Origin of the sequence: Kitasatospora sp. NPDC048545, assembly GCF_040651155.1 — a bacterium.
Classification (GTDB): Bacteria; Actinomycetota; Actinomycetes; order Streptomycetales; family Streptomycetaceae; genus Kitasatospora.
This window is the reverse complement of sequence record NZ_JBEZIQ010000035.1, coordinates 53,001-74,262: the sequence shown is the minus strand read 5'-3', so window position 1 is coordinate 74,262 and position 21,262 is coordinate 53,001. Positions and strand designations below refer to the sequence as shown.

The 21,262-nt window shown below is 74.0% G+C and carries 21 protein-coding genes and 3 pseudogenes; 14 read left to right on the top strand and 10 right to left on the bottom strand.

Annotation, left to right across the window (positions count from 1 at the left end):
* The first annotated feature begins 127 nt into the window (after positions 1 to 127).
* From AB0D10_RS29015 to AB0D10_RS28980, 8 genes are all read left to right on the top strand, one after another.
* A complete protein-coding gene (locus AB0D10_RS29015; protein WP_360261905.1) occupies positions 128 to 1,231 on the top strand; it encodes a quinone-dependent dihydroorotate dehydrogenase in 1,104 nt (367 codons plus the stop codon).
* Between the two features lie 128 nt (positions 1,232 to 1,359).
* Positions 1,360 to 2,193 (top strand): orotidine-5'-phosphate decarboxylase, encoded by an 834-nt coding sequence (pyrF, locus tag AB0D10_RS29010; RefSeq protein WP_360261904.1) that lies wholly within the window; start codon positions 1,360 to 1,362, stop codon positions 2,191 to 2,193.
* Positions 2,194 to 2,667: 474 nt separating this feature from the next.
* Complete coding sequence (gene mihF / locus AB0D10_RS29005; RefSeq protein WP_030056187.1) at positions 2,668 to 2,994, top strand: integration host factor, actinobacterial type; 327 nt, start codon at positions 2,668 to 2,670, stop codon at positions 2,992 to 2,994.
* 49 nt (positions 2,995 to 3,043) lie between these two features.
* Positions 3,044 to 3,601: a guanylate kinase gene (gene gmk, locus AB0D10_RS29000; protein WP_360261903.1), complete on the top strand. Its 558-nt coding sequence runs from the start codon at positions 3,044 to 3,046 to the stop codon at positions 3,599 to 3,601.
* 37 nt (positions 3,602 to 3,638) lie between these two features.
* Positions 3,639 to 3,905 (top strand): DNA-directed RNA polymerase subunit omega, encoded by a 267-nt coding sequence (gene rpoZ, locus AB0D10_RS28995; RefSeq protein ID WP_030240625.1) that lies wholly within the window; start codon positions 3,639 to 3,641, stop codon positions 3,903 to 3,905.
* 201 nt (positions 3,906 to 4,106) lie between these two features.
* Positions 4,107 to 5,336 (top strand): bifunctional phosphopantothenoylcysteine decarboxylase/phosphopantothenate--cysteine ligase CoaBC, encoded by a 1,230-nt coding sequence (gene coaBC / locus AB0D10_RS28990; protein WP_360261902.1) that lies wholly within the window; start codon positions 4,107 to 4,109, stop codon positions 5,334 to 5,336.
* 147 nt (positions 5,337 to 5,483) lie between these two features.
* The gene (gene metK, locus AB0D10_RS28985) at positions 5,484 to 6,692 is read left to right on the top strand and encodes a methionine adenosyltransferase (RefSeq protein ID WP_360261901.1); all 1,209 of its coding nucleotides are present in this window, start codon (positions 5,484 to 5,486) and stop codon (positions 6,690 to 6,692) included.
* Between the two features lie 195 nt (positions 6,693 to 6,887).
* On the top strand, positions 6,888 to 8,972 hold the full coding sequence (locus tag AB0D10_RS28980) for a primosomal protein N' (RefSeq protein WP_360261900.1): 2,085 nt from the start codon (positions 6,888 to 6,890) through the stop codon (positions 8,970 to 8,972).
* Positions 8,973 to 9,563: 591 nt separating this feature from the next.
* Here the strand turns inward: AB0D10_RS28980 and AB0D10_RS28975 are convergent.
* Positions 9,564 to 9,920 (bottom strand): annotated as a pseudogene (locus AB0D10_RS28975) (hypothetical protein); the annotation flags it as partial.
* A 264-nt stretch (positions 9,921 to 10,184) separates the two neighbouring features.
* Between AB0D10_RS28975 and def the strand changes: the two are divergent.
* The 5 genes from def to AB0D10_RS28950 all read left to right on the top strand — a co-directional run bounded on the left by def (position 10,185) and on the right by AB0D10_RS28950 (position 14,874).
* Complete coding sequence (gene def / locus AB0D10_RS28970) at positions 10,185 to 10,730, top strand: peptide deformylase (protein WP_360261899.1); 546 nt, start codon at positions 10,185 to 10,187, stop codon at positions 10,728 to 10,730.
* Positions 10,731 to 10,776: 46 nt separating this feature from the next.
* On the top strand, positions 10,777 to 11,727 hold the full coding sequence (gene fmt, locus AB0D10_RS28965) for a methionyl-tRNA formyltransferase (protein ID WP_360261898.1): 951 nt from the start codon (positions 10,777 to 10,779) through the stop codon (positions 11,725 to 11,727).
* Positions 11,728 to 11,863: 136 nt separating this feature from the next.
* Complete coding sequence (locus tag AB0D10_RS28960) at positions 11,864 to 12,178, top strand: hypothetical protein (protein ID WP_360261897.1); 315 nt, start codon at positions 11,864 to 11,866, stop codon at positions 12,176 to 12,178.
* Between the two features lie 184 nt (positions 12,179 to 12,362).
* A complete protein-coding gene (locus AB0D10_RS28955) occupies positions 12,363 to 13,808 on the top strand; it encodes a transcription antitermination factor NusB (RefSeq protein WP_360261896.1) in 1,446 nt (481 codons plus the stop codon).
* A 106-nt stretch (positions 13,809 to 13,914) separates the two neighbouring features.
* Positions 13,915 to 14,874: a MerR family transcriptional regulator gene (locus AB0D10_RS28950; protein ID WP_360261895.1), complete on the top strand. Its 960-nt coding sequence runs from the start codon at positions 13,915 to 13,917 to the stop codon at positions 14,872 to 14,874.
* Between the two features lie 60 nt (positions 14,875 to 14,934).
* Here the strand turns inward: AB0D10_RS28950 and AB0D10_RS28945 are convergent, their stop codons facing one another.
* The 9 genes and pseudogenes from AB0D10_RS28945 to AB0D10_RS28905 all read right to left on the bottom strand — a co-directional run bounded on the left by AB0D10_RS28945 (position 14,935) and on the right by AB0D10_RS28905 (position 20,092).
* Positions 14,935 to 15,396, bottom strand: coding sequence for a hypothetical protein (locus AB0D10_RS28945; RefSeq protein WP_360261894.1), 462 nt, complete (start codon positions 15,394 to 15,396; stop codon positions 14,935 to 14,937).
* A 214-nt stretch (positions 15,397 to 15,610) separates the two neighbouring features.
* A pseudogene (locus AB0D10_RS28940) lies at positions 15,611 to 15,940 on the bottom strand (ChbG/HpnK family deacetylase); the annotation flags it as partial.
* Positions 15,941 to 16,043: 103 nt separating this feature from the next.
* Positions 16,044 to 16,202, bottom strand: a pseudogene (locus AB0D10_RS28935) (ChbG/HpnK family deacetylase); the annotation flags it as partial.
* Between the two features lie 266 nt (positions 16,203 to 16,468).
* Positions 16,469 to 16,843, bottom strand: coding sequence for a sulfurtransferase TusA family protein (locus AB0D10_RS28930; protein ID WP_360261893.1), 375 nt, complete (start codon positions 16,841 to 16,843; stop codon positions 16,469 to 16,471).
* Entirely contained in the window at positions 16,840 to 17,526 is a 687-nt protein-coding gene (locus AB0D10_RS28925) for a class I SAM-dependent methyltransferase (protein WP_360261892.1), read from the bottom strand. The genes AB0D10_RS28930 and AB0D10_RS28925 overlap by 4 nt, the downstream gene beginning before the upstream one ends.
* Positions 17,527 to 17,663: 137 nt before the next feature.
* Positions 17,664 to 18,212: a MarR family transcriptional regulator gene (locus AB0D10_RS28920; protein ID WP_360261891.1), complete on the bottom strand. Its 549-nt coding sequence runs from the start codon at positions 18,210 to 18,212 to the stop codon at positions 17,664 to 17,666.
* Between the two features lie 81 nt (positions 18,213 to 18,293).
* On the bottom strand, positions 18,294 to 18,650 hold the full coding sequence (locus AB0D10_RS28915) for a DUF6204 family protein (protein ID WP_360261890.1): 357 nt from the start codon (positions 18,648 to 18,650) through the stop codon (positions 18,294 to 18,296).
* Between the two features lie 88 nt (positions 18,651 to 18,738).
* Positions 18,739 to 19,374 carry an ester cyclase gene (locus AB0D10_RS28910; protein ID WP_360261889.1) on the bottom strand — a complete coding sequence of 212 codons (636 nt, stop codon included), beginning with the start codon at positions 19,372 to 19,374 and terminating at the stop codon, positions 18,739 to 18,741.
* Positions 19,367 to 20,092: an SDR family oxidoreductase gene (locus tag AB0D10_RS28905; protein WP_360261888.1), complete on the bottom strand. Its 726-nt coding sequence runs from the start codon at positions 20,090 to 20,092 to the stop codon at positions 19,367 to 19,369. Before AB0D10_RS28905 ends, AB0D10_RS28910 begins: the two co-directional genes overlap by 8 nt.
* A gap of 131 nt (positions 20,093 to 20,223) precedes the next feature.
* On the opposite strand from AB0D10_RS28905, the gene AB0D10_RS28900 reads away from it, so the two are divergent.
* The gene (locus tag AB0D10_RS28900) at positions 20,224 to 21,150 is read left to right on the top strand and encodes a LysR family transcriptional regulator (RefSeq protein WP_360261887.1); all 927 of its coding nucleotides are present in this window, start codon (positions 20,224 to 20,226) and stop codon (positions 21,148 to 21,150) included.
* Positions 21,151 to 21,262: the final 112 nt, after the last annotated feature.

Below are 21,262 nucleotides of genomic sequence, written 5' to 3'. Positions count from 1 at the left end.
ACCGCAGTGGGGGGCACCGAAGCCAGTCGGGTGCCCCCCACTCCTGTGCCCGCCCGTCACCCGCCACCGCCCTTCCTTCGACGGGCTGCGCCCCGATTCCGCTCGTCGCCCCGGGAGTTGACCCCCCTTGTACAAGATCCTGTTCGACCTCGTCTTCAAGAAGATGGACCCCGAGAAGGCCCACCACCTGGCCTTCTTCTGGATCCGTCTCGCCTCCTCGGTGCCGGGCCTGCGCAGCCTGGTGCGGCTGGCGCTCGCCCCGCGCGACCGCGCCCTGCGCACTCGCGCCCTCGGCCTCGACCTGCCCGGCCCGTTCGGCCTCGCGGCCGGCTTCGACAAGAACGGCGTCGGCATCGACGGCCTGGCCATGCTCGGCTTCGACTACGTCGAGATCGGCACCATCACCGGTGAGCCCCAGCCCGGCAACCCGGCGCCCCGGCTGTTCCGCCTGGTCGAGGACCGCGCGCTGATCAACCGGATGGGCTTCAACAACCAGGGCTCCGCCCGGGTCGCCGCCCGCCTCGCCGCCCGCCCGCACACCAGCTCCACCCCGGTGATCGGCGTCAACATCGGCAAGACCAAGGTCGTCGAGGAGGCCGACGCGGTCGCCGACTACGTCAAGTCCACCGAGCGGCTGGCCAAGTACGCCGACTACCTGGTGGTCAACGTCAGCTCGCCGAACACCCCCGGGCTGCGCAACCTCCAGGCCGTCGACCACCTGCGCCCGCTGCTCGCCGCCGTCCGTGAGGCCGCCGACCGCACCACCGCGCACCACGTGCCGCTGCTGGTCAAGATCGCCCCCGACCTGGCCGACGAGGACGTCGACGCGGTCGCCGACCTCGCCCTGGAACTGGGCCTGGACGGCATCATCGCCACCAACACCACGATCGGCCGCGACGGCCTCCTCACCGACGCCGGCCGGGTCGAGGAGATCGGCATGGGCGGCCTGTCCGGGGCCCCGCTCAAGGCCCGCGCCCTGGAGGTCCTGCAGCGGCTGCGCGCCCGGACCGGGGGCCGGCTGACCCTGGTCTCGGTCGGCGGCATCGAGACCGCCGAGGACGCCTGGCAGCGGATCGTCCACGGCGCCGACCTGGTCCAGGGCTACAGCGCCTTCATCTACGAGGGCCCGTTCTGGTGCCGGCGGATCCACAAGGGCCTGTCCGGCCGGATCCGGGCTGCGGGCTTCCGCGACCTCGCCTCGGCGGTCGGCAGCGCCGTGCGCAGCTCGTGACCGCCGCACCACCCCGGACGCATCCCGCACGCCCCGGCTCCCTCGGCTCCGCGGACCCCTCGGCCCGGTCGGAGCGCTCGGCCTCCTCGACTCCCTCGGACCTCTCGGACCTCTCGGAAAGTGACGACATGACCCTCGCCCCGTTCGGCGCCCGGCTGCGCCAGGCCCTCGACACCCGCGGCCAGCTCTGCGTCGGCATCGACCCGCACGCCTCCCTGCTGGCGTCCTGGGGACTCGGCGACGACCTGGCCGGCCTGGAGACCTTCAGCCGCACCGTGGTCGAGGCGCTGGCCGACCGGGTGGCCGTGCTCAAGCCGCAGGCCGCCTTCTTCGAGCGCTTCGGCAGCCGGGGTGTCGCGGTGCTGGAGAAGTCCGTCGAGGAGGCCCGGGCCGCCGGTGCGCTGGTCCTGATGGACGCCAAGCGCGGCGACATCGGCTCCACCATGGCGGCCTACGCCGAGGCGTTCCTGTCGCCCGGCAGCCCGCTGTTCTCGGACGCCGTCACGGTCAGCCCGTACCTCGGCTTCGGCTCGCTGCGCCCGGCCCTGGACCTGGCCCGGGAGCAGGGCTGCGGCGTGTTCGCGCTGGCGCTCACCTCCAACCCGGAGGGCGCCGAGGTGCAGCGCGCGGTGGGCGCGGACGGCGAGCCGGTCGCGGCCTCGGTGCTGCGGCAGCTGGCGGCCGAAAACGCGGGTGCCGCGCCGCTGGGCTCCTTCGGCGCGGTGGTCGGCGCGACGCTGGCCGACGCGGGCGTGGACCTGGCCATCAACGGCCCGCTGCTCGCCCCGGGGATCGGCGCCCAGGGCGCGACCATGGCGGACCTGCCGCGGGTGTTCGGCGCCGCAGTGACCAACGTGGTGCCGAGCGTCAGCCGGGACGTGCTCAAGCACGGCCCCTCGGTGGCCGCGCTGCGCGAGGCGGCGGAGCGCTTCGTCGGGGAGTTCGCGGACGCCGTCAAGTAGGCGGGACGGCGTCCGTCCGGCGCGCGGACGGACGCCGGACGGACGTCCTCCGGTGGACCGGGCGGGCGCGTTCGGGAGCGGGAAACGGGCGGCCGTCAAGCACCCCGGAGTGTCCGGCGGGTTGCGGAAGGCGCCCCGCCGGTAGCCGGTCGGTGACCCTGTGGAGTGTCCGCAGGACGGTGGCGGCGTCGCGCGGGCGACGTGAGCGCCGTCACACAGACCCCGTCAAAGTTTCGCAATCGCGGTCATTTTGCCCTGGAAAGTCCTGGTCGGCCTTGGCTGACCAGGACTTTTCGTGTTCTTTTCCTGACGTGGCGCCGCAATACGGGTAGTGTCCGGCGATAGGTCATCGGAGAGCCGCGAATTTCGTGGCTTCCGCAGGTCAGGGCCTTGTGGTTCCTCTTGCGGGCGGTGTCCTGGGTACCAAACCAGTCATAGCTCAATCCCTTCCATCCACACCCTGAGGTGAACGGCGTGGCTCTTCCGCCCCTTACCCCTGAACAGCGCACCGCCGCGCTTGCCAAGGCCGCCGAGGCTCGCCGGGAGCGCGCCGAGGTGAAGAACCGGCTCAAGCACTCCGGCGCCTCCCTGCACGAGGTGATCAAGGCCGGCAAGGCCGACAACGACGTCATCGGCAAGATGAAGGTCTCGGCCCTGCTGGAGTCCCTTCCGGGCGTCGGCAAGGTTCGTGCCAAGCAGATCATGGAGCGCCTCGGCATCAGCGAGAGCCGGCGTGTCCGGGGTCTCGGCACCAACCAGATCGCCTCCCTGGAGCGGGAGTTCGGCGGGGGTGCCGCCTGACCGTGCCCCGGTGGTCCCGTCATCCTCCGCGATCCGGGATAATCGGTGCATGAGTGAGCGTCCGCGGCTGACCGTGCTCTCCGGCCCCTCGGGGGTCGGCAAGAGCACGGTCGTCGCTCATATGAGGAAGATGCACCCCGAGGTCTGGCTCTCGGTGTCGGCGACGACCCGCCACCCGAGGCCCGGCGAGAAGAACGGGGTCCAGTACCACTTCGTCGACAACGACGAGTTCGACAAGCTGATCGCCAACGGCGAGCTGCTGGAATGGGCCGAGTTCGCCGGGAACCGCTACGGCACCCCGCGCGCGGCCGTGCTGGAGAAGCTGGAGCGCGGCGAACCCGTGCTCCTGGAGATCGACCTGCAGGGTGCCCGGCAGGTGCGCGAGTCGATGCCCGAGGCGCAGCTGGTGTTCCTGGCTCCGCCGAGCTGGGACGAGCTGGTCCGCCGGCTCACCGGCCGGGGCACCGAGTCGCAGGACGTGATCGAGAAGCGGCTCGACGCCGCCAAGATCGAGCTCGCCGCCGAGCCCGAGTTCGACACGACCCTTGTCAACACCTCCGTCGAGCAGGTAGCGGCCGAACTGCTAGCCTTGCTCGGTGTAGCCTGACCTGTCTGTCTTTTCCACCCTTTCGGAAGGTTTTCGCGTGTCCTCTTCCATGACCGCGCCCGAGGGCATCATCAACCCGCCGATCGACGAGCTGCTCGAGGCCACCGACTCGAAGTACAGCCTCGTGATCTACGCCGCCAAGCGCGCGCGCCAGATCAACGCGTACTACTCGCAGCTCGGTGAGGGCCTGCTGGAGTACGTCGGCCCGCTGGTCGACACCCACGTGCACGAGAAGCCGCTGTCGATCGCGCTGCGCGAGATCAACGCGGGCATGCTGACCGCCGAGGCGATCGAGGCTGCCTGAGTCAGCCGCTGTTTTTCCGGGAGGGCCCGGCGGAATCGTTTCCGCCGGGCCCTCCCGTCGTCGTCTCCCGGGTGCGTCGGCGTGGGGTGCCCCTGTCGTCGGGGAGGGGTGCCGCGCGGGTCGTCGGGGTGGGGTGCCGCGCGGGCGGGAGCTGAGGGGTCGTAGGGTGGGCGGGTTCCCGAAGCGGAGAAAGGCCGGTAGATGAACGCTGGTGCGGACGCCCCCCGCGTGGTCCTCGGTGTGAGCGGCGGGATCGCCGCGTACAAGGCGTGCGAGCTGCTGCGCCGGTTCACCGAGTCCGGCCACCAGGTCACCGTGGTGCCCACCGATGCCGCGCTGCACTTCGTCGGCGAGGCGACCTGGGCCGCACTGTCCGGCCGCCCGGCCGCCACCGAGACCTGGGAGCGCGTGCACGAGGTGCCGCACGTGCGGATCGGGCAGCAGGCCGACCTGGTCGTGGTCGCCCCGGCCACCGCCGACCTGATCGCCAAGGCCGCCCACGGCCTCGCCGACGACCTGCTCACCAACACGCTGCTCACCGCCCGCTGCCCGGTCGTGGTGGCGCCCGCCATGCACACCGAGATGTGGGAGCACCCGGCCACCCGGGACAACGTCGCCACGCTGCGCCGCCGTGGCGTGATCGTGCTGGAGCCGGCCGTCGGCCGCCTCACCGGCAAGGACACCGGCAAGGGGCGGCTGCCGGAGCCGTCCGCGATCTTCGACGCCTGCCGGGCGGTGCTGCGCCGCGGCGGGGCGGTGCCGCACGACCTGGCGGGCCGGCACGTGGTGGTCTCGGCCGGCGGCACCCGGGAACCGCTGGACCCGGTGCGCTACCTGGGCAACCGCTCCTCGGGCAAGCAGGGCTACGCGCTCGCGGTCACGGCCGCGGCGCGCGGGGCCAGGGTGACGCTGCTCTCGGCCAACGCCGAGCTGCCGGATCCGGCCGGGGTGGACGTGGTGCACGTCTCGACCGCGCTGGAACTGCGCGAGGCCGCGCTGAAGGCGGTTGCGGACGCGGACGCCGTGGTGATGGCCGCGGCGGTGGCCGACTTCCGGCCCGCCGAGTACGCGACCGGCAAGATCAAGAAGGTCGAGGGGGTCGAGCAGGCCCCGGTGGCGCTGGTCCGCAATCCCGACATTCTGGCCGAGCTGTCGGCCCACCGGCCCCGTTCGGGCCAACTGGTCGTGGGTTTCGCGGCGGAGACCGACGACGTGCTCGCCAACGGCCGCGCGAAGCTCGCCCGCAAGGGTTGTGACCTGCTGGTGGTGAACGAGGTCGGCAACGGCAAGGCCTTCGGCACGGACGTCAACGAGGCCGTCGTCCTGGGCTCGGACGGCAGTGAGACCGCCGTTCCGGTGGGCCCGAAGGAGGCGCTCGCGGACGTGATCTGGGACCTGGTCGCAAAGGGGCTGGAAACGGGCGGCAACTGATCGGAAGGCGCTGCGTGACGCTCGAGAAATGCTGAAGTGGGTGACGTTCGGCGGAAGCAGACCGTTAGACTCCAGGAATCAAGTCTTTCCGGAGTTCACCGGTCACGGGAACTTCAGTCAGCAGCCGCTGCAACCCCAGGGAGCGCTGTGTCTCGCCGCCTGTTCACCTCGGAGTCCGTCACCGAGGGCCACCCCGACAAGATCGCTGACCAGATCAGCGACACCATCCTTGACGCCCTCCTGCGCGAGGACCCGACCTCCCGGGTCGCCGTGGAGACGCTCATCACCACCGGCCAGGTGCACGTGGCCGGCGAGGTGACCACCAAGGCGTACGCGCCGATCGCCCAGCTCGTCCGGGACAAGATCCTGGAGATCGGCTACGACAGCTCCAAGAAGGGCTTCGACGGCGCCTCCTGCGGCGTCTCGGTGTCCATCGGTGCGCAGTCGCCCGACATCGCGCAGGGCGTGGACACGGCGTACGAGGCCCGCGTCGAGGGTGACGAGGACGACCTGGACAAGCAGGGCGCCGGCGACCAGGGCCTGATGTTCGGCTACGCGTCCGACGAGACGCCCGAGCTCATGCCGCTGCCGATCACCCTGGCCCACCGGCTCTCGCGACGGCTCACCGAGGTCCGCAAGAACGGGACCATCCCGTACCTGCGCCCCGACGGCAAGACCCAGGTCACCATCGAGTACGACGGCGACAAGGCCGTCCGCCTGGACACCGTGGTCGTGTCGACCCAGCACGCCAGTGACATCGACCTGGAGTCGCTGCTCACCCCGGACATCCGCGAGTTCGTGGTCGAGCCGGAGCTGAAGGCGCTGGCCGAGCAGGGCATCAAGCTGACCACCGAGGGCTACCGCCTGCTGGTCAACCCGACCGGCCGCTTCGAGATCGGCGGCCCGATGGGCGACGCCGGCCTCACCGGCCGCAAGATCATCATCGACACCTACGGCGGCATGGCCCGCCACGGCGGCGGCGCCTTCTCCGGCAAGGACCCGTCCAAGGTGGACCGCTCGGCCGCGTACGCGATGCGCTGGGTGGCGAAGAACATCGTCGCCGCCGGCCTCGCCAGCCGCGCCGAGGTGCAGGTCGCGTACGCGATCGGCAAGGCCGAGCCGGTCGGCCTGTTCGTGGAGACCTTCGGCACCGAGACCGTGCCGGTCCTCTCCATCCAGAAGGCCGTCTCCGAGGTCTTCGACCTGCGTCCGGCCGCGATCATCCGCGACCTGGACCTGCTGCGCCCGATCTACTCCCAGACCGCCGCGTACGGCCACTTCGGCCGTGAGCTGCCGGACTTCACCTGGGAGCGCACCGACCGGGTGGATCAGCTGAAGGCTGCCGTGCAGGACTGACGTCCCCAGCACTCCAGGCGGCGCCCGCCCCCGTTCGGGGGTGGGCGCCGCTTCGTGCGTCTGGTGGGCAGGGGGGACGGGTGGGCGTCGCTGCGGGCGGGCGTCCGGCTGCGTGGGCGTGTGGGCGTGTGGGCGTGTGGGCGTGTGTGCGGCTGTGTGCGCGGTGTCGGTGTGACCTGGTAGTACTTGGTGGCGATGAGCAGCACAGGGGACAACGGGGCCGCCGAGCCGGAGCAGCTGGCGTTCATCCGGGAGACGGTCAAGCGGGCCAAGCCGCGCAGCTGGCGCGGCGCGAAGCGGGCCGAGCACCTGCCGGTGGCCCGGGTCGTGGTGGACAAGGGCGTGCTCACCATCGACAAGTTCTTCGACTACGCCGTGCCGGAGAGCATGGCCGAGGAGGCCCAGCCGGGCGTCCGGGTCCGGGTGCGGTTCGGCGCGCGCGTGGTGAAGGGGCAGCGCGAGGGCGGGGAACTGCACGACGGGTTCATCGTCGCCCGGCTGGAGAAGAGCGACTTCGCCGGGCCGCTCGCCCCGCTGGCACAGGTGCTGTCGCCCGAACCGGTGCTCACCCCGCAACTGCTCCGGCTCTGCCGGACCGTCGCCGACCGGTACGCCGGGACGCTCGCCGACGTGCTGCAGCTGGCCGTCCCGCCCCGGCACGCCAAGGCGGAGGCCGAGCCCTCGCCGCCGCGGCTGCCCCGCCCGGCCGTCCCGGCCCCCGGCAGCTGGCAGCGCTACCCGGCCGGCCCCGACTTCCTGGCGGCGCTGGCCGGCGGCGGTGCGCCGCGCGCGGTGTGGGCGGCGCTGCCCGGGCCCGGCTGGCCGTACGAGATCGCGCGGGCGGTCGCGGCGACGCTGGCGGGCGGGCGCGGGGCACTGGTCGTGCTGCCGGACGGGCGCTCGGTGGCCCGGGTCGACCAGGCACTGACCGAACTGCTCGGCCCCGGGATGCACACGGCCCTGGAAGCCGACCTCGGCCCGCGCGAGCGGTACAAGCGCTGGCTCGCGGTGAGCCGCGGCTCGGTGCACGCCGCCATCGGCACCCGCGCGACCATGTTCGCGCCGGTGCGCGACCTCGGGCTGGTCGTCGTCTGGTCGGACGGGGACGGCAGCCACAGCGACCCACGCTCCCCGCACCCGCACGTCCGGGAGGTGGCGCTGCTGCGCGCCGCCGAGGAGGGCGCGGCCGTGTTGCTCGGCGGGCACGCGGTGACCGTCGAGGGCGCGCAGCTGGTCAGCACCGGCTGGGCGCGCCCGCTCGTCGCCGACCGGGAAACGGTGCGGCAGGTCGCGCCGAGGGTGCGGACCGTCACCGACCAGGACCAGCACCGCGACGCGGCCGCGCAGGCCGCCCGGCTGCCCTCGGTGGCCTGGGACGCGGCCCGGGAGACACTCGCGGCCGGGCACCCGGTGCTCATCCAGGTGCCCCGGCGCGGCTACGTGCCCCGGCTGGCCTGCGGGCGCTGCCGCACCCCGGCGCGGTGCCGGCGGTGTGAGGGGCCGCTGGAAGCGCCCTCGGCGGACGCCGCGCTGACCTGTGGCTGGTGCGGCGAGGCGGAGAAGGACTGGCACTGCCCCGAGTGCGGGTCGTTCCGGCTGCGGGCCCAGGTGATCGGTGCCCGGCGCACCGCAGAGGAACTCGGCAAGGCCTTCCCGCGGATCCCGGTCCGCACCTCCGGGCGGGAGGCGGTGCTGGCGACCGTGCCCGACGAGCCCTCGCTGGTGATCTCGACCCCGGGTGCCGAGCCGGTGGTCGAGGGTGGTGCAGGGTACGGGGCGGCGCTGCTGCTGGACGGGTGGGCGCTGCTGAGCCGGCCGGACCTGCGGGCCGGCGAGGAGACGCTGAGGCTCTGGCTGGCCGCCGCCGCGCTGGTGCGGTCCTCGGCGGAGGGCGGCGCGGTGGTCGTGGTCGCCGAGCCGTCGGCCCGTCCGGTCCAGGCGCTGGTGCGCTGGGACCCGCTCGGGCACGCCGGGCTGGAGCGGGACGAACGGGCGCAGCTGCACTTCCCGCCGGTGTCGCGGATGGCCTCGGTCAGCGGGAGCCCGGCGGCGGTCGCCGACCTGCTGGGGCTGATCCGGCTGCCGGAGGGGGCTGACGTGCTCGGGCCGGTGCCGGCGGCGCCGCTGCGGGGGGAGGAACAGGAGCGCGCGCTGCTGCGGGTGGCGCCCGGGCAGGGGGCGGCGCTGGCGGCGGCGCTCAAGGCGGCGCAGATCGCGCGGATCGCGCTGCGGACGCCGGAGCCGGTGCGGGTGCGGATGGATCCGACGGACATCGGGTGAGGTGCGGGGCCGGCCGGCCGGATGAGGGTGCGGGGTCGGTCAGGCGACGTGCGGGGTCGGTCGGGCGAGGCGCGGGGTCGGTCGGGTAACACTTCGGCCGAGGAGCGGTGGGGGTGAGCCGGGAGGCCGGGCCGGGCAGGTGGGTGGTGGCGGCGGGCCGGGCGAATGGGCGGTGGTGGGGGCGGGGTGAGTGGGCCACCCCGCCCCGGGGCGGCCGGTCGTTCGTGCGGTGTGCGGTGTGCGGTGTGCGGTGTGCGGTGTGCGGTGGTGCGTGGTGTGGTGGGGTCAGCCGCGCAGCGGGATGCCGGTGCGGTCGACGGTGGTGCTGCGGTCGAGCGTCGTGCGGTCGATGCCGGATCGGTCGATGCGGTCGATGCTGTCGATGGGGGTGCGGTCGACGGGGGTGCGGTCCAGCGCGCCGCGCTCCATGGCGCCGCGGTCCATGGCGGCACGCTCCAGGCTGCTGCGGTCCAGTCCGCCCTGGCGGGCCGCCGGGACCGTCGCGGCCAGGCCGCCGGTGGGCGCGGCGGGCAGGTCCTCGGAGCGGTCCGGGCGGCTCGGGCCCGGGACGGCGCCACCGGCGGCCAGGAGCTCGCTGGTCGGGCGGCGCATGCCGTAGCGGCGGTGCACGGCCTGCTTGGTGACCCCGAGGGCGGAGCCGACCGAGTCCCAGGAGAAGCCCAGCGCCCGGTCGAACTCCACCGCGGCCGCCACCAGGGTCTCCACGCTCTCCCGCAACTCCTGCGCCAGGCGCACGGTCGGCGCCGGCGCTCGCCCGTACACCACGAAGCCGGCCGAGGTGCTGGGGCGGCGCGGCCGGTACACGTTGCCCAGTTGGGCGGTGAGCGTCCGCAGCGCGTCGACCTGGCGCCTCACCCGCTCGATGTCCCGTACCAGCAGGTGCAGGCTCGCCCGCGCGCGGGCGTCGTGGTTGATCTGCTCGGCCATGGCCTACGTGCCACCTTCCGTACGGTTCAGCTCGGCCGGGGCGCGGTGTCCCGTGCGCCCGGCCCTGGTCAATCTCTCTTGACCAACGCCGAATCGGGGGCCGGGGTAACGCCGCTCGGCAGAGTCGGGTTATGCCAGTGCGGTTCCGGCGGCTCCGAGGGCATGGGGGGAGGGGCCGGCGCGTTGCATAGACTTGGTGGGAACAGCCGCTGCCCGCAGTCCTCCCGGACGCCCGACACCTCGACGGACAGGAGCCCGTACCCCGTGGCGATCCAGCCGATCCGCCTCTTCGGAGACCCCGTCCTGCGGGCCACCGCCCAGCCGGTGACCGTGTTCGACAAGGAACTGCGCAACCTGGTCCGCGACCTCACCGAGACCATGATGGACGCCCCCGGCGCCGGCCTTGCCGCACCCCAACTCGGCGTCTCCCTGCGGGTGTTCACGTACCACGTGGACGGCGTCACCGGGCACCTGATCAACCCGGACCTGTCGCTCAGCGAGGACGAGCAGGAGGGCCCCGAGGGGTGCCTCTCGCTGCCCGGCCTGCGCTACGACACCAAGCGCGCCCACGGCGTGGTGGCCAGGGGCTTCACCATGCACGGCGAGCCGGTGACCCTGGAGGGCACCCAGCTGCTCGCCCGGTGCATCCAGCACGAGACCGACCACCTGGACGGCATCATCTTCATCGACCGGCTCGACCGCGAGCAGCGCAAGGCCGCGCTGAAGGCGATCCGGGAGGCGGACTGGGGTGCCGGACCGGCGCCCGTCGTCAAGGTCTCCCCGCACAGCACCTTCGGCGCCGCGCGCTGACCCTCCCGCCCGGCTTTCCGAACTCCCTCTTGCAGAAAGGCACTTGATGCGTCTCGTCTTCGCCGGCACCCCCGAGGTCGCCGTTCCCGCCCTGGACGCCCTGCTCGCTTCCGACCGGCACGAAGTCGTCGCGGTGGTCACCCGCCCCGACGCCCCCGCCGGGCGCGGACGCAAGCTGGTCGCCAGCCCCGTCGCCCAGCGCGCCGAGGAGGCCGGGATCGAGGTCCTCAAGCCGGCGAAGCCCAGCGACCCGGAGTTCGTCGCCCGGCTCAACGAACTCGCCCCCGACTGCTGCCCGGTGGTCGCCTACGGCGCGCTGCTGCGCCCCGGCACCCTGGAGATCCCCAAGCACGGCTGGGTCAACCTGCACTTCTCGCTGCTGCCCTCGTGGCGCGGCGCGGCCCCGGTCCAGCACGCGGTGCTGGCGGGCGACGAGGTCACCGGGGCGTCCACCTTCCTGATCGAGCAGGGTCTGGACTCCGGCCCGGTCTACGGCGTGATCACCGAGGAGATCCGCCCGGCCGACACCAGCGGCGAACTGCTCACCCGGCTCTCGCACTCCGGCGCGCGGCTGCTCACCGCCACCATTGACGGCATCGAGGACGGCTCCCTGCACGCCGTGCCGCAGCCGGCCGACGGCATCACGCTCGCGCCGAAGATCAGCGTCGAGGACGCGCGGATCGACTGGAACCACCCCGCACTGCGGGTCGACCGGGTGGTGCGCGGCTGCGCGCCGGCGCCGGGGGCGTGGACGGAGTTCCGGGGCGAGCGGCTGAAGGTCACCGGGCCGGTGAAGCTGCTGCCGGAGTCGGCCGAGCTGGCGCCCGGCGAGGTGGCGATGGCCGGCAAGAACAGCGTGCGGGTCGGGACCGGCAGCCACGACGTCGAGCTGGGCGAGGTCCGCCCGCAGGGCAAGAAGGAGATGCGGGCGGCGGACTGGGCCCGCGGCGCCCGACTGGAGGCCGGGGAGCGGTTCGGGACCGGCTCCGAGGGCTGAGCGTCCGGGGGAGGTGCGGCTCGCCGCGCGAGCCGCGGCGGGTGGACCTACCTTGGTCCGAGTGGGGGATTCCTCACCAGGAAGGCTGATCCCAATGGCCCGAATCGCCTGGACGAGCCCGCGTATCTGGACCGCCATGGCCGGTGCACTACTGGTGACCGCGACCTATGGACTGGCGACCGCTCCTCCGGTCGGCGCCGCGACCACCACGGTGGTTTCCGGCGAGCCGGCCGCCTCTGGCACGCTCTCCTCCGCCACCTGCCCGCAGAACACCCTCCTGATCGCGGGAGGCTTCGACCTGGGGCCCGTCCAGGTCGATGCCGGCACCGGTGCGGCACCGTCGGTGCTGGTGTCCCGGAACGCCCCCTCGGCCGACCAGAGCAACACCTGGGAGGTCGTCGCGGTGGGCGTGGACGGAGCCAAGGCGCTCGCCCTCTGCGAGACGGGCTGACGCACCGTCCGAAAGGACCGTCCGCGCGCAGCGGGACCCGTACCCGTACCCCTACGCGTTCGTGGAGCCCCCTCCCGCGGGGGGCTCCACCCGGGTCGCGGCGCGGAGGAGGCTTCGGGCGGCACGTCCCGCAGGGGATATCGTTGACCGTCGATAACCCCCGCAGCACCTTGAGGCACACAAAATGAGCACGCCCAGCAGCACCCCCGGCACCCAGCGCGCCCCCCGCCCGCACCGCCGTCCGAAGAAGGACCCGGCCCGGATCGTCGCGTTCCGCGCGCTGCGCGCCGTCGACGAGCGGGACGCGTACGCCAACCTGATCCTGCCCTCGCTGCTCCGCGAGGCAGAGCAGAAGGGCATGGACCGGCGCGACGCCGCGCTCGCCACCGAACTCGTCTACGGCACGCTGCGCCTGCAGGGCACCTACGACGCGATCATCGCGGCCTGCATCGACCGGCCGCTCGGCAAGGTCGACCCGCCGGTCCTGGACGTGCTCTCGCTCGGCGCCCACCAGCTGCTCACCACTCGGATCCCCAGCCACGCGGCCGTCTCGGCGACCGTCGAACTCGCCCGGGTCGTGCTCGGCGACGGCAAGGCGAAGTTCGTCAACGCCGTGCTGCGCCGGATCAGCGCCCACGACTTGGACGCCTGGATCCAGCGGGTCGCCCCGCCGTACGACAAGGACGCCGAGGACCACCTGGCCGTCGTCCACTCGCACCCGCGCTGGGTGGTCTCCGCGCTCTGGGACTCCCTCGGCCGCTGGCAGCCGGACGCCTCCGGACGCACCGCGATCGAGGAACTGCTCCGGGCCGACAACGAGCGGCCCGAGGTCACCCTCGTCGCCCGGCCCGGCCGGGCCACTGTCGGCGAGCTGGCCGAGGCGCTGCCCGAGGCCGAGCAGGGGCGCTGGTCGCCGTTTGCACTGCGGCTCGCCGAGGGCGGCGATCCGGGCTCGGTCGCGGCCGTGCAGGAGAACCGGGCCGGCGTGCAGGACGAAGGCAGCCAGCTGGTCGCACTCGCCCTGGCGAGCGCCCCGCTGGACGGCCCGGACCGGATCTGGCTGGACGGCTGCGCCGGCCCCGGCGGCAAGGCCGCGCTGCTCGGCGCGCTGGCCGCCGAACGCGGGGCGGCGCTGGTCGCGAGCGAGAAGCAGCCGCACCGGGCCCGACTGGTGGCGCGGGCACTGCAGGGCAACCCCGGCCCGTACACGGTGATCGCGGCGGACGGCACCCGTCCCGCCTGGCAGGCGGACAGCTTCGACCGGGTGCTGGTCGACGTGCCGTGCTCCGGCCTGGGAGCGCTGCGCCGCCGCCCCGAGGCGCGCTGGCGGCGCCGGCCCGCCGACGTCGCGGCCTTCGGCCCGCTCCAGCGGGACCTGCTGCGCTCGGCGATCGAAGCCACCCGGGTCGGCGGCGTGGTCGGCTACGCCACCTGCTCGCCGCACCTCGCGGAGACCCGGGCCGTCGTGGACGACGTGCTGCGAGCCGAAGGCGGCCGGGTCGAGTGGATCGACGCGCGCCCGCTGCTGCCCGGCGTCCCCGCACTCGGCGACGGCCCGGACGTGCAGCTCTGGCCGCACCTGCACGGGACGGACGCGATGTACCTGGCGCTGTTGCGTCGGACGGCCTGATCGGGCAGTTCCGGCGGGCCGTCCCGCGTGGGTGGTTCCGCGTGGGTGGTGCGCTTGGTCCTGGGTGCTTGCATCTCCCGTAGGGGGAGGCGGCAGAGTGGCGGCCATGAACGGCGACGCGACGTACACCATCGGTGAGCTGGCCCGACGGACGGGGCTGACGGTCAAGGCCGTCCGCTTCTACTCGGACCGGGGGATCGTGTCGCCGACCGGCCGCAACCCGGCCGGCCACCGGCGGTACGGCGTCGACGCCGTCGCGCGCCTGGACCTGGTCCGCACCCTGCGGGAACTCGGGCTCGGACTGCCCGTGATCCGGACGGTGCTGGAGCGCGAACTCACCCTGCCCGCGGTCGCCGCGGCGCACGCCGAGGCGCTCGACGTCCGGATCCGGCTGCTGCGGGTGCGGCAGGCGGTCCTGCGGGCGGTGGCCCGGCGCGGGTCGACACCCGAGGAGTTGACGCTCGTGCACCGGTTGGCGCAGTTGTCGGAGGACGAACGGAACCGTCTGATCGGGGAGTTCCTCACGGGGGTGTTCGCCGGGCCGGGTGATGTCGGGCCGGGTGATGCCGGGCCGGGGGAGGGTCTGTTCGCCGGCGTGGCGCGCTCGCTGACGCCGGAGCTGCCGGAGGAACCGACGGCCGACCAGGTCGAGGCCTGGGTGGAGTTGGCGCAGCTGGCGGGGGACGACGGGTTCCGGGAACTGCTGCGTGGGCTCGCGGAGGGGGAAGCGGCGGAGGTCGGTTCCGGTCCGCCGCGACCCGGACTCGCAGTCGCGGTACGGGAGTCGGTCGGGCCCGCGGTCGCGGCGGGGTTGGATCCGGGGTCGCCGGAGGCGGCGGAGGCGGTCGCGGCCCTGGTGGAGCGATACGCGGGGATGGTGCAGCGATCCGCAGGGACGGTGCCGGGAGACGCCGGAGCGGTGCGTGGCCGGCTGGCCGAGCGACTGGCGGCGATGGCGGACCCCCGGCGGGAGCGCTACCTGGAACTCCTGGCGGTGGTCAACGGGTGGCCAGCGCCGGAGAGTCGGGCGGCAGAGGTGGACTGGGCGCGGCGCGCGGTGGCGTGAACCGGTGCCCGTCGGCGCGAGTGTGTGCTCGGGCGCCCGCTCCGGTGCCGGGTGCGGTTGCTACCGCTGGGGGCGGGCGGGGCCCGGGAGCCCGGTGAGGAAGGCGTGGGCCTGGGCGCGGAGGTCGTCGACCGGCGGGTCCTCGCAGATCACCTCCAGGCCCAGCGCGGTGGTCTGGCCCCAGTGGAAGTAGGACTGGTAGGCGAGGTACGGGCGGTGACCGTCGCTGGGGTCGAGGCCGACGGCGAAGGTGGCGTAGTGGGTGAACTCGCGCTTGTCGTGGATGACTTCGGTCTGCGAGAGCTGCCATTCGCATTCGTACGGTTCGGGTTCGGCGGGCAGGTCCAGCAGCGCCTGGGCGAGCCGGCGGACCTCGTCCGGGCCGGCGAAGGGGAGCGACTCGGATCCGACGGGTGTGCCGGCGAACAGCTGCCACTCGTGGCCGTTGTGGCTGACGGTCAGTGCCCACGGGCCGTTCAGGTCGCGCCAGTGGCAGTGCAGGGTCAGGTCCATGGTGGTCAACCTCCCTGTGGTCCTCGGCTGTTCGTGGTCCATCATCGCGGCACACCGGGGGGCGGAGGGAAGTCGGGTGTGAGCCGTTCTCGGGCCCGTTGCCAGGCGTCCCGCAGCGGGCGGTGGTCGAGGACCGTGATGCCGTGCTCGGCGGCGAGGCGGCGAGGCGGCGGGCTCCGGGGGAGACCAGGAAGTCGCAGTCGGTGCGACGGACCCGCCAACCGTCGTTCGGGGCGGCTGGGTTCGGGCCGGCCAGGCTGGGGTGCAGCGCCCATTCGGTCAGACCCGGGCGCAGGGCCGCGAGCAGGCGGAAGTAGTGGGCAGGCTTGTCGTCCAGCGGGACGGTGAAGCCGTCGAGGAAGGCGTGGTCCACGACGGGAAGTCCTCGCTTGCGCAGTCGGCCCAGCGCGGGCGGCTGCCGGACCCGTACCGCCAGACCGTACTCGGTGCCGAGGGCGAGGGCGAGGTCGAGGATGCCCTGAAGGCCGCCGTCGGCGAGGCAGTGGAGGTCGAGGCGGGTCGGGGAGGGGCCGGCCGTCGTCGCCGCGTCGATGCGGGCGCGGGCCGGCAGTTCGGCCCGTCCGGCGGGCGTGGGGGGCGAAGAACCCGCCGTCGTCGGTGAGCAGGGACGGAACCTGGTCGCGGGCGGACAGCGGGCCCCAGCGCAGATGTGGCGCCTCGCAGACCAGCGTGAGGTGGACGCCGAACGGCACCTCCGGGTGCTGCCGCAGCAGGCGGAGCGCGTGCGGGGCGGCGGCGCACGGGGTCATCGGGCTGCCGGAGGCGGCGATGCCGGTCCGGACGGCGCCGATCACGGCGAGGTTGACGGACTCGTCCGGACCGAGGTCGTCGCAGGTGAGCGGGAGGAGGCGGGCGTCGGGTGGGCGGCCGAGGCAGGGACCGGTGGTGGGCGCGGGCACGAGGGAAGTCTGTGACGGGGGTCGGGCCGGGCGTGCGGGGTTTTCGTGCGGGGTTCGCGGCCGGGGGCTCGCGGCTGGGGGTTGCGCGTCGGGGGGCTCGCGGCCGGGGGTTCGTGTCCGGGGCCTCCGGTCGGATGCCGGTCGATGGGGGGAGGGACGGGTCAGTCGGTGGGGGCGGGAGCCGGGTGCCAGGGGCGGTCGGGGCGGGTGACGACCGGGGCGGAGGTGAGACGTAGCCCGTACACCTCGTGGTCGGTGGCCTCGTGCGGGATCCGGCCGAGGTACTCGTGGCCGGTGAGGTGGCACCAGGCGGGCAGGTCGAGCGGGGCGGCGGGGTCGGTGGTGTGGATGTGGACCACCGCGCCAGCCGGGAGGTGCGCGATCCGGGCGCGCAGGCGGAGCAGGAGCTGGACGCAGAGCAGGCCGGTGCCGTCGACGGTGAGGTCGGGGGTGGTGGCGTCCGGCGTGTTCGGGCCGGTCGGGCCGTTCGGGCCGTTCGGGTCGGTCGTGGGAGCGGTGCGGTCGGGGGCGGTCATCGCGGGGTCTCCTGGGTGATGCGCCAGAGGCGGCGGGGCAGCTCGCCCTCGTCGAAGGGGTGGACGTCGGTGAGGTGCCAGCCTGCGGCGAGCGCGTCCACCAGCTCGCGGGAGAAGAAGTGGACGGCGAATCCGCCGTGTTCCCAGACGTCGTCGCCGTGGCCGGTGCCGGCGCCGCAGTGGGCGTCGCCGGTGTGCCGGACGGTGTAGACGAAGGCGCCGCCGGGGCGCAGGACGCGGCGGACCTCGGCGACGAGTGCCTCGATCTCCCGGGTCGAGAGCGCCATGCAGAGCAGCATGTGGGCGAAGACCGCGTCGACGGAGGCGTCGGGGAGGGGCAGCGGGTCGCGGGCGTCGTGGGCGGTGACGGCGAGCCGGTCGGCCAGGCCCTGGTCCGCGGCGGCGGTGCGCAGTTGCTGCAGGCCGGTCGGGCTGAAGTCGGTGGCCAGCACGTGGAAGCCCGCGCGGGCGAAGTGGAGCGCGTCGCGGCCGTGCCCGGCGCCGAGCTCCAGCACCTCGCGGGCGCCGGCGGCGGCGAAGACCTCGGCGGCGTACCGGGCGGGGGCGGAGGGATGCTCGCCGTACATCCCGGGGTTGGCGGTGTGGGTCCGCTGCCAGTGCGCGCGCTGGGTGTCGGCGAGGGCGGGCTCCCGGCCGGGCGGGGTGCCGGGTGTGTGGGTCATGGCGGTGCCCTTCGCGGTGGTGCGGGCGGTGCGGGCGGTGCTGGTTCAGCGTAGGGCGCGGGGTGTCCGGTGGGGCGTCGGGGGCCGTTCCGGGCGCTCGGCGGCGGGCCGGGTGGTGTGCCGCTCAGTCGAGCCGCTCAGCCGAGCCGCGTGCCGGGGGCGGCGCCGCCGGCCCGGGTGAGCAGGGCCGACAGGTGGCCGAGGTCCTGGGGGCTCCACCGTTCGGCCGCGAAGTGGTCGGTGGCGACCTGGCGGGCGGTGTGCAGCATCTCGGCGAGCCGCTCGCGGCCGGTCGGGGTGAGGGCGGCGTACGCGACCCGTGCGTCGCGGGCCGCGGTCTCGCGGGTGACCAGGCCGATCCGCTCCAGCGGCGCCAGGCCCCGGGTCACGCCGGAGGCGGTGAGGCCGAGGGCGTCGGCGAGGTCGACCCGGCGCATCCGGGCACCCGGGGCCTGGGCGAGGTGCAGCAGCACGGTGAAGTCGGAGAGGCTGACGCCGTGCAGGCTGCTGAGGCTCGCGTCGAACCGCTTGACCACGGCTGCCTGGGCGCGGACCAGTCGTAGGGCGGTCTCCAGCGGGTCGGCGCCCAGGACCGGACCTGATGGCTCCGTCGTCGGCTCCGCTGACGGCTCGGTGGTCGGTGCGGTCGTCGGCGCTGATGCCGGTCGTGCTGTCGGCTCTGTCATTTGCCACCTCCTTGACTGCTCAAGCATAGCTCGGCGAAGAGTCGTCAAGGAGGTGGGGGAGGGGGGGAGGGGGCCGGTCGGTCAGTGGGCGGTGCCGGCGGCGCGGCGCTGTCGTTTGCCGAGGGGTGCCTGGGAGAGGTCCTCGGCCTGGGAGCGGAGGTTCTTGTGGCCGTAGCCGCGCTCGGCCAGCCAGTCGCGCGCTGCCTGCTCGGCCCGCTCGGTGGCCTCCAGGATGTCCTCCTCGGCCTCGCCGCCGTCGAGGAAGCGGAAGGTGAAGGCGGCCCGCGCGGAGAGGTCGTAGCTGAGGTGGCCTTCGCGGGTGAAGGCCGCGTGCAGGACGTCGTGCTCGGGCGCGGCGGCGAGGAGCTCGGCGCGCTGCCCGTCGGTGAGGCCGTCGAAGACGCCGCGCACCATGATGCGGAAGGTTCGGGTGGTCATCCCCCGACGATAGGCAGGAGGGGTCGCCGACCGCCAACGTGATTTCCGGGCGTCGGCGGTCGGCGGCCCCTCGGCCTGGCGACGGACCTCAGCCGTGGACGCCCAGTTGGGCGAGCAGGGCGGTGTTGTCCTCGATGTGCCAGTCCTCGACGATCCGGTCGGTGCCGACGTGCTGGATGTCGATGGCGTTGAACTCGACGGCCTGGCCGCGGCCGTGGACACCGTTGAAGGTTCCGGTGAAGTGGCCGCGGAAGACCAGCCTCGCGGTGATCTCGTCACCGGTGACCAGGACGTCGGACAGCTCGCAGGTCAGGTCCGGAACGGCGGCGCGGAAGGTGCGCGAGGCGAGCGCTGGGCCTGCCGGGCCCTGCGGACGGCCCGGAGGCAGGGTGTTGTCCCGGAACCGCGGACTGATCGCCGCGTCCAGGTACTGCTGCTGTCCGGTGTTCCAGAACGTGTACAACTGCTGGGCCAGGTGGACCTCCTGTGCCGCGCGCCGGGCGCCGATCGAACGGTCCACGGTGAGCGCCTTCGGCTGGACCAGACCGGGTGAGCGGTCGACCAGGCGCTCCGGCCAGGCGTGCGGGACGGGGTGGCGCCCGGCGTCGTGGACGGGCGCGGCCGCGGCGGTGCCGCCCGCCAGTGCGGCCAGCGCGGCGGCGACGGCGGCGGTGCGGGTCAGGGCGCGGGGGCGGACCGCTCCCCGGGGTCGGGCCTCAGACAAGGCGACCGCCCCCGTCGACGTGCAGCACGGTGCCGGTGACGTACGGGTTGTCGATCGCGTAGCGCACGGCCTTGACCAAGTCCTCGGTGCTGCCCACGCGACGGGCCGGATTGCGCTCGGCGACGCCCCGCAGGAACGCCTCCTTGTCGGCACCGAGGCCGTCCCAGGAACCGGTGTCGACGATGCCGGGGGACACCGCGTTGACCCGGACCGGCGCGATCTCCACCGCCAGCGCCTGCACCAGGAAGGCGAGCGCGCCGTTGGTCGTGGCCATCACCGTGCGGCCGGGCGCCGGACGCCAGGCGGCCACACCGGAGAAGAACGTGAACGAGCCGTTCCCGGAGACCCGGTCGGCCAGGTGCTTGGCCAGCAGCATCGGCCCGATCACCTTCGCCGAGAACGCCCGCTGCACATCGGCCGCGTCGAGGTCCCGCAGCGGGCCGTTGGCCGGCATCGCGGCGGTGGACACCAGGTGGTCGAACCGGCCGACCCGGGCCGCGAGTTCGGCGATCGACCGCTCGTCCGCCAGGTCGACCGCGAGCACCTCGGACGGCCCGGACAGCTCACCGGCCGTCCACTCCAGCTTGCGCGGGTCCGGACCGGCCAGCACGAGCTCGGCACCGGCGGCCGAAGCGGCCTTGGCGAGTGCCCGCCCGGTGTGCGAACCCGCGCCGACCACGACGAGGCGTCGGCCCTTGAGAGAACTGTCATCGGACATGAGGGTGCTCCTTGGTGGCAGAGGGGGGATCGGCCGCCTGTCGCGTACTGCTGCGGCCACACCACGACCCTCTCCTGAGCTGGTGTGATGAGTCCAAGGCTTGTTTTCTACGGCAGCGATAAAATCTGTTCATGGCAACGCTTCGGCAGCTCCAGTACCTGGTCACGGTGGTCGACACCGGCTCCTTCACCCGTGCGGCCGAGCAACTGCACGTCACCCAGCCCGCGCTCTCCCACCAGATGCGGGCCCTGGAGAAGGCCGTCGGCGGACCGCTGCTCGAACGCCTGCCGCGCTCCGTGCGGCTCACCCCGATGGGCCGGGCGGTCCTGCCGCACGCCCGTGCCGCGCTCGCCGAGGCCGACCGCCTGCACACGGTGGCCCGGCGTACGGCCGGACTGGAGGAGGGTGAGCTGGAGGTCGCGGCCATCTACTCCGTCAGCCTCGGCATCCTGCCGCCCGTCCTGCGCGTCTGGCGCCGACGGCACCCCGGTGTCCGGATCCGGCTGCGCGAGTACCCGCACGCCGACCGCCTCCAGGCCGCGATGGCCGCCGGCCGCGCCGACGTCGCCATCGGACCCGAGCCGGCCGACTGGGACGGTCCGATCCGCGAACTCGGCGTCGAGGAGTTCGCCGTCGTCCTGCCCGCCGACGACCCGCTGGCCGACAGCCCCACCGGTACGGTCGCGCTGGCCGGACTCGCCGACCGCGCCTGGGTCCACTACGCCCCCGACAACGGCCTCGCCGACCTGCTCGACCGTGTCGCGGCCCGGGCCGGCTTCCACCCCCGGGCGGCCGTCCGCGCCGAACAGACCTCCGCCGCACCGCTGCTGGCCGCGGCCGGCCTCGGCCCGGCCCTGGTGCCCGCCAACATCGTCCCGGCGCACTTCGACGGCGTCGTGCTCCGCCCGGACCCGCCGATCCGCCGGACCCTCACTGCCTACACCCGCACCCGCCCCGACCCGCTCACCGTGGCCTTCGCCGACCTGCTCGCCGAGCAGGCCTGCGTCAACCCCGGCCTGCCTGCGGCCGGGACGGTGTGCGGCGGGGTGGGCGGCTGACGGGGGAGGTGGGGGACGGGGAAGGCGGGCGGCGGGGGAGGTGGCTCCGGCGCCGCGGCGGGCGGCGGGGGTGTGGCGCAGCCGGAGGGCCGTGCGGCCGTGAGACGCGGGG

Coding starts and splice junctions, on each gene's coding strand:
- pyrF (WP_360261904.1), top strand. CDS start 1,360: ATGACCCTCGCCCCGTTCGGCGCCCGGCTGCGCCAGGCCCTCGACACC.
- gmk (WP_360261903.1), top strand. CDS start 3,044: ATGAGTGAGCGTCCGCGGCTGACCGTGCTCTCCGGCCCCTCGGGGGTC.
- coaBC (WP_360261902.1), top strand. CDS start 4,107: ATGAACGCTGGTGCGGACGCCCCCCGCGTGGTCCTCGGTGTGAGCGGC.
- AB0D10_RS28980 (WP_360261900.1), top strand. CDS start 6,888: ATGAGCAGCACAGGGGACAACGGGGCCGCCGAGCCGGAGCAGCTGGCG.
- fmt (WP_360261898.1), top strand. CDS start 10,777: ATGCGTCTCGTCTTCGCCGGCACCCCCGAGGTCGCCGTTCCCGCCCTG.
- AB0D10_RS28960 (WP_360261897.1), top strand. CDS start 11,864: ATGGCCGGTGCACTACTGGTGACCGCGACCTATGGACTGGCGACCGCT.
- AB0D10_RS28955 (WP_360261896.1), top strand. CDS start 12,363: ATGAGCACGCCCAGCAGCACCCCCGGCACCCAGCGCGCCCCCCGCCCG.
- AB0D10_RS28950 (WP_360261895.1), top strand. CDS start 13,915: ATGAACGGCGACGCGACGTACACCATCGGTGAGCTGGCCCGACGGACG.
- AB0D10_RS28930 (WP_360261893.1), bottom strand. CDS start 16,843: ATGACCGCCCCCGACCGCACCGCTCCCACGACCGACCCGAACGGCCCG.
- AB0D10_RS28925 (WP_360261892.1), bottom strand. CDS start 17,526: ATGACCCACACACCCGGCACCCCGCCCGGCCGGGAGCCCGCCCTCGCC.
- AB0D10_RS28920 (WP_360261891.1), bottom strand. CDS start 18,212: ATGACAGAGCCGACAGCACGACCGGCATCAGCGCCGACGACCGCACCG.
- AB0D10_RS28915 (WP_360261890.1), bottom strand. CDS start 18,650: ATGACCACCCGAACCTTCCGCATCATGGTGCGCGGCGTCTTCGACGGC.
- AB0D10_RS28905 (WP_360261888.1), bottom strand. CDS start 20,092: ATGTCCGATGACAGTTCTCTCAAGGGCCGACGCCTCGTCGTGGTCGGC.
- AB0D10_RS28900 (WP_360261887.1), top strand. CDS start 20,224: ATGGCAACGCTTCGGCAGCTCCAGTACCTGGTCACGGTGGTCGACACC.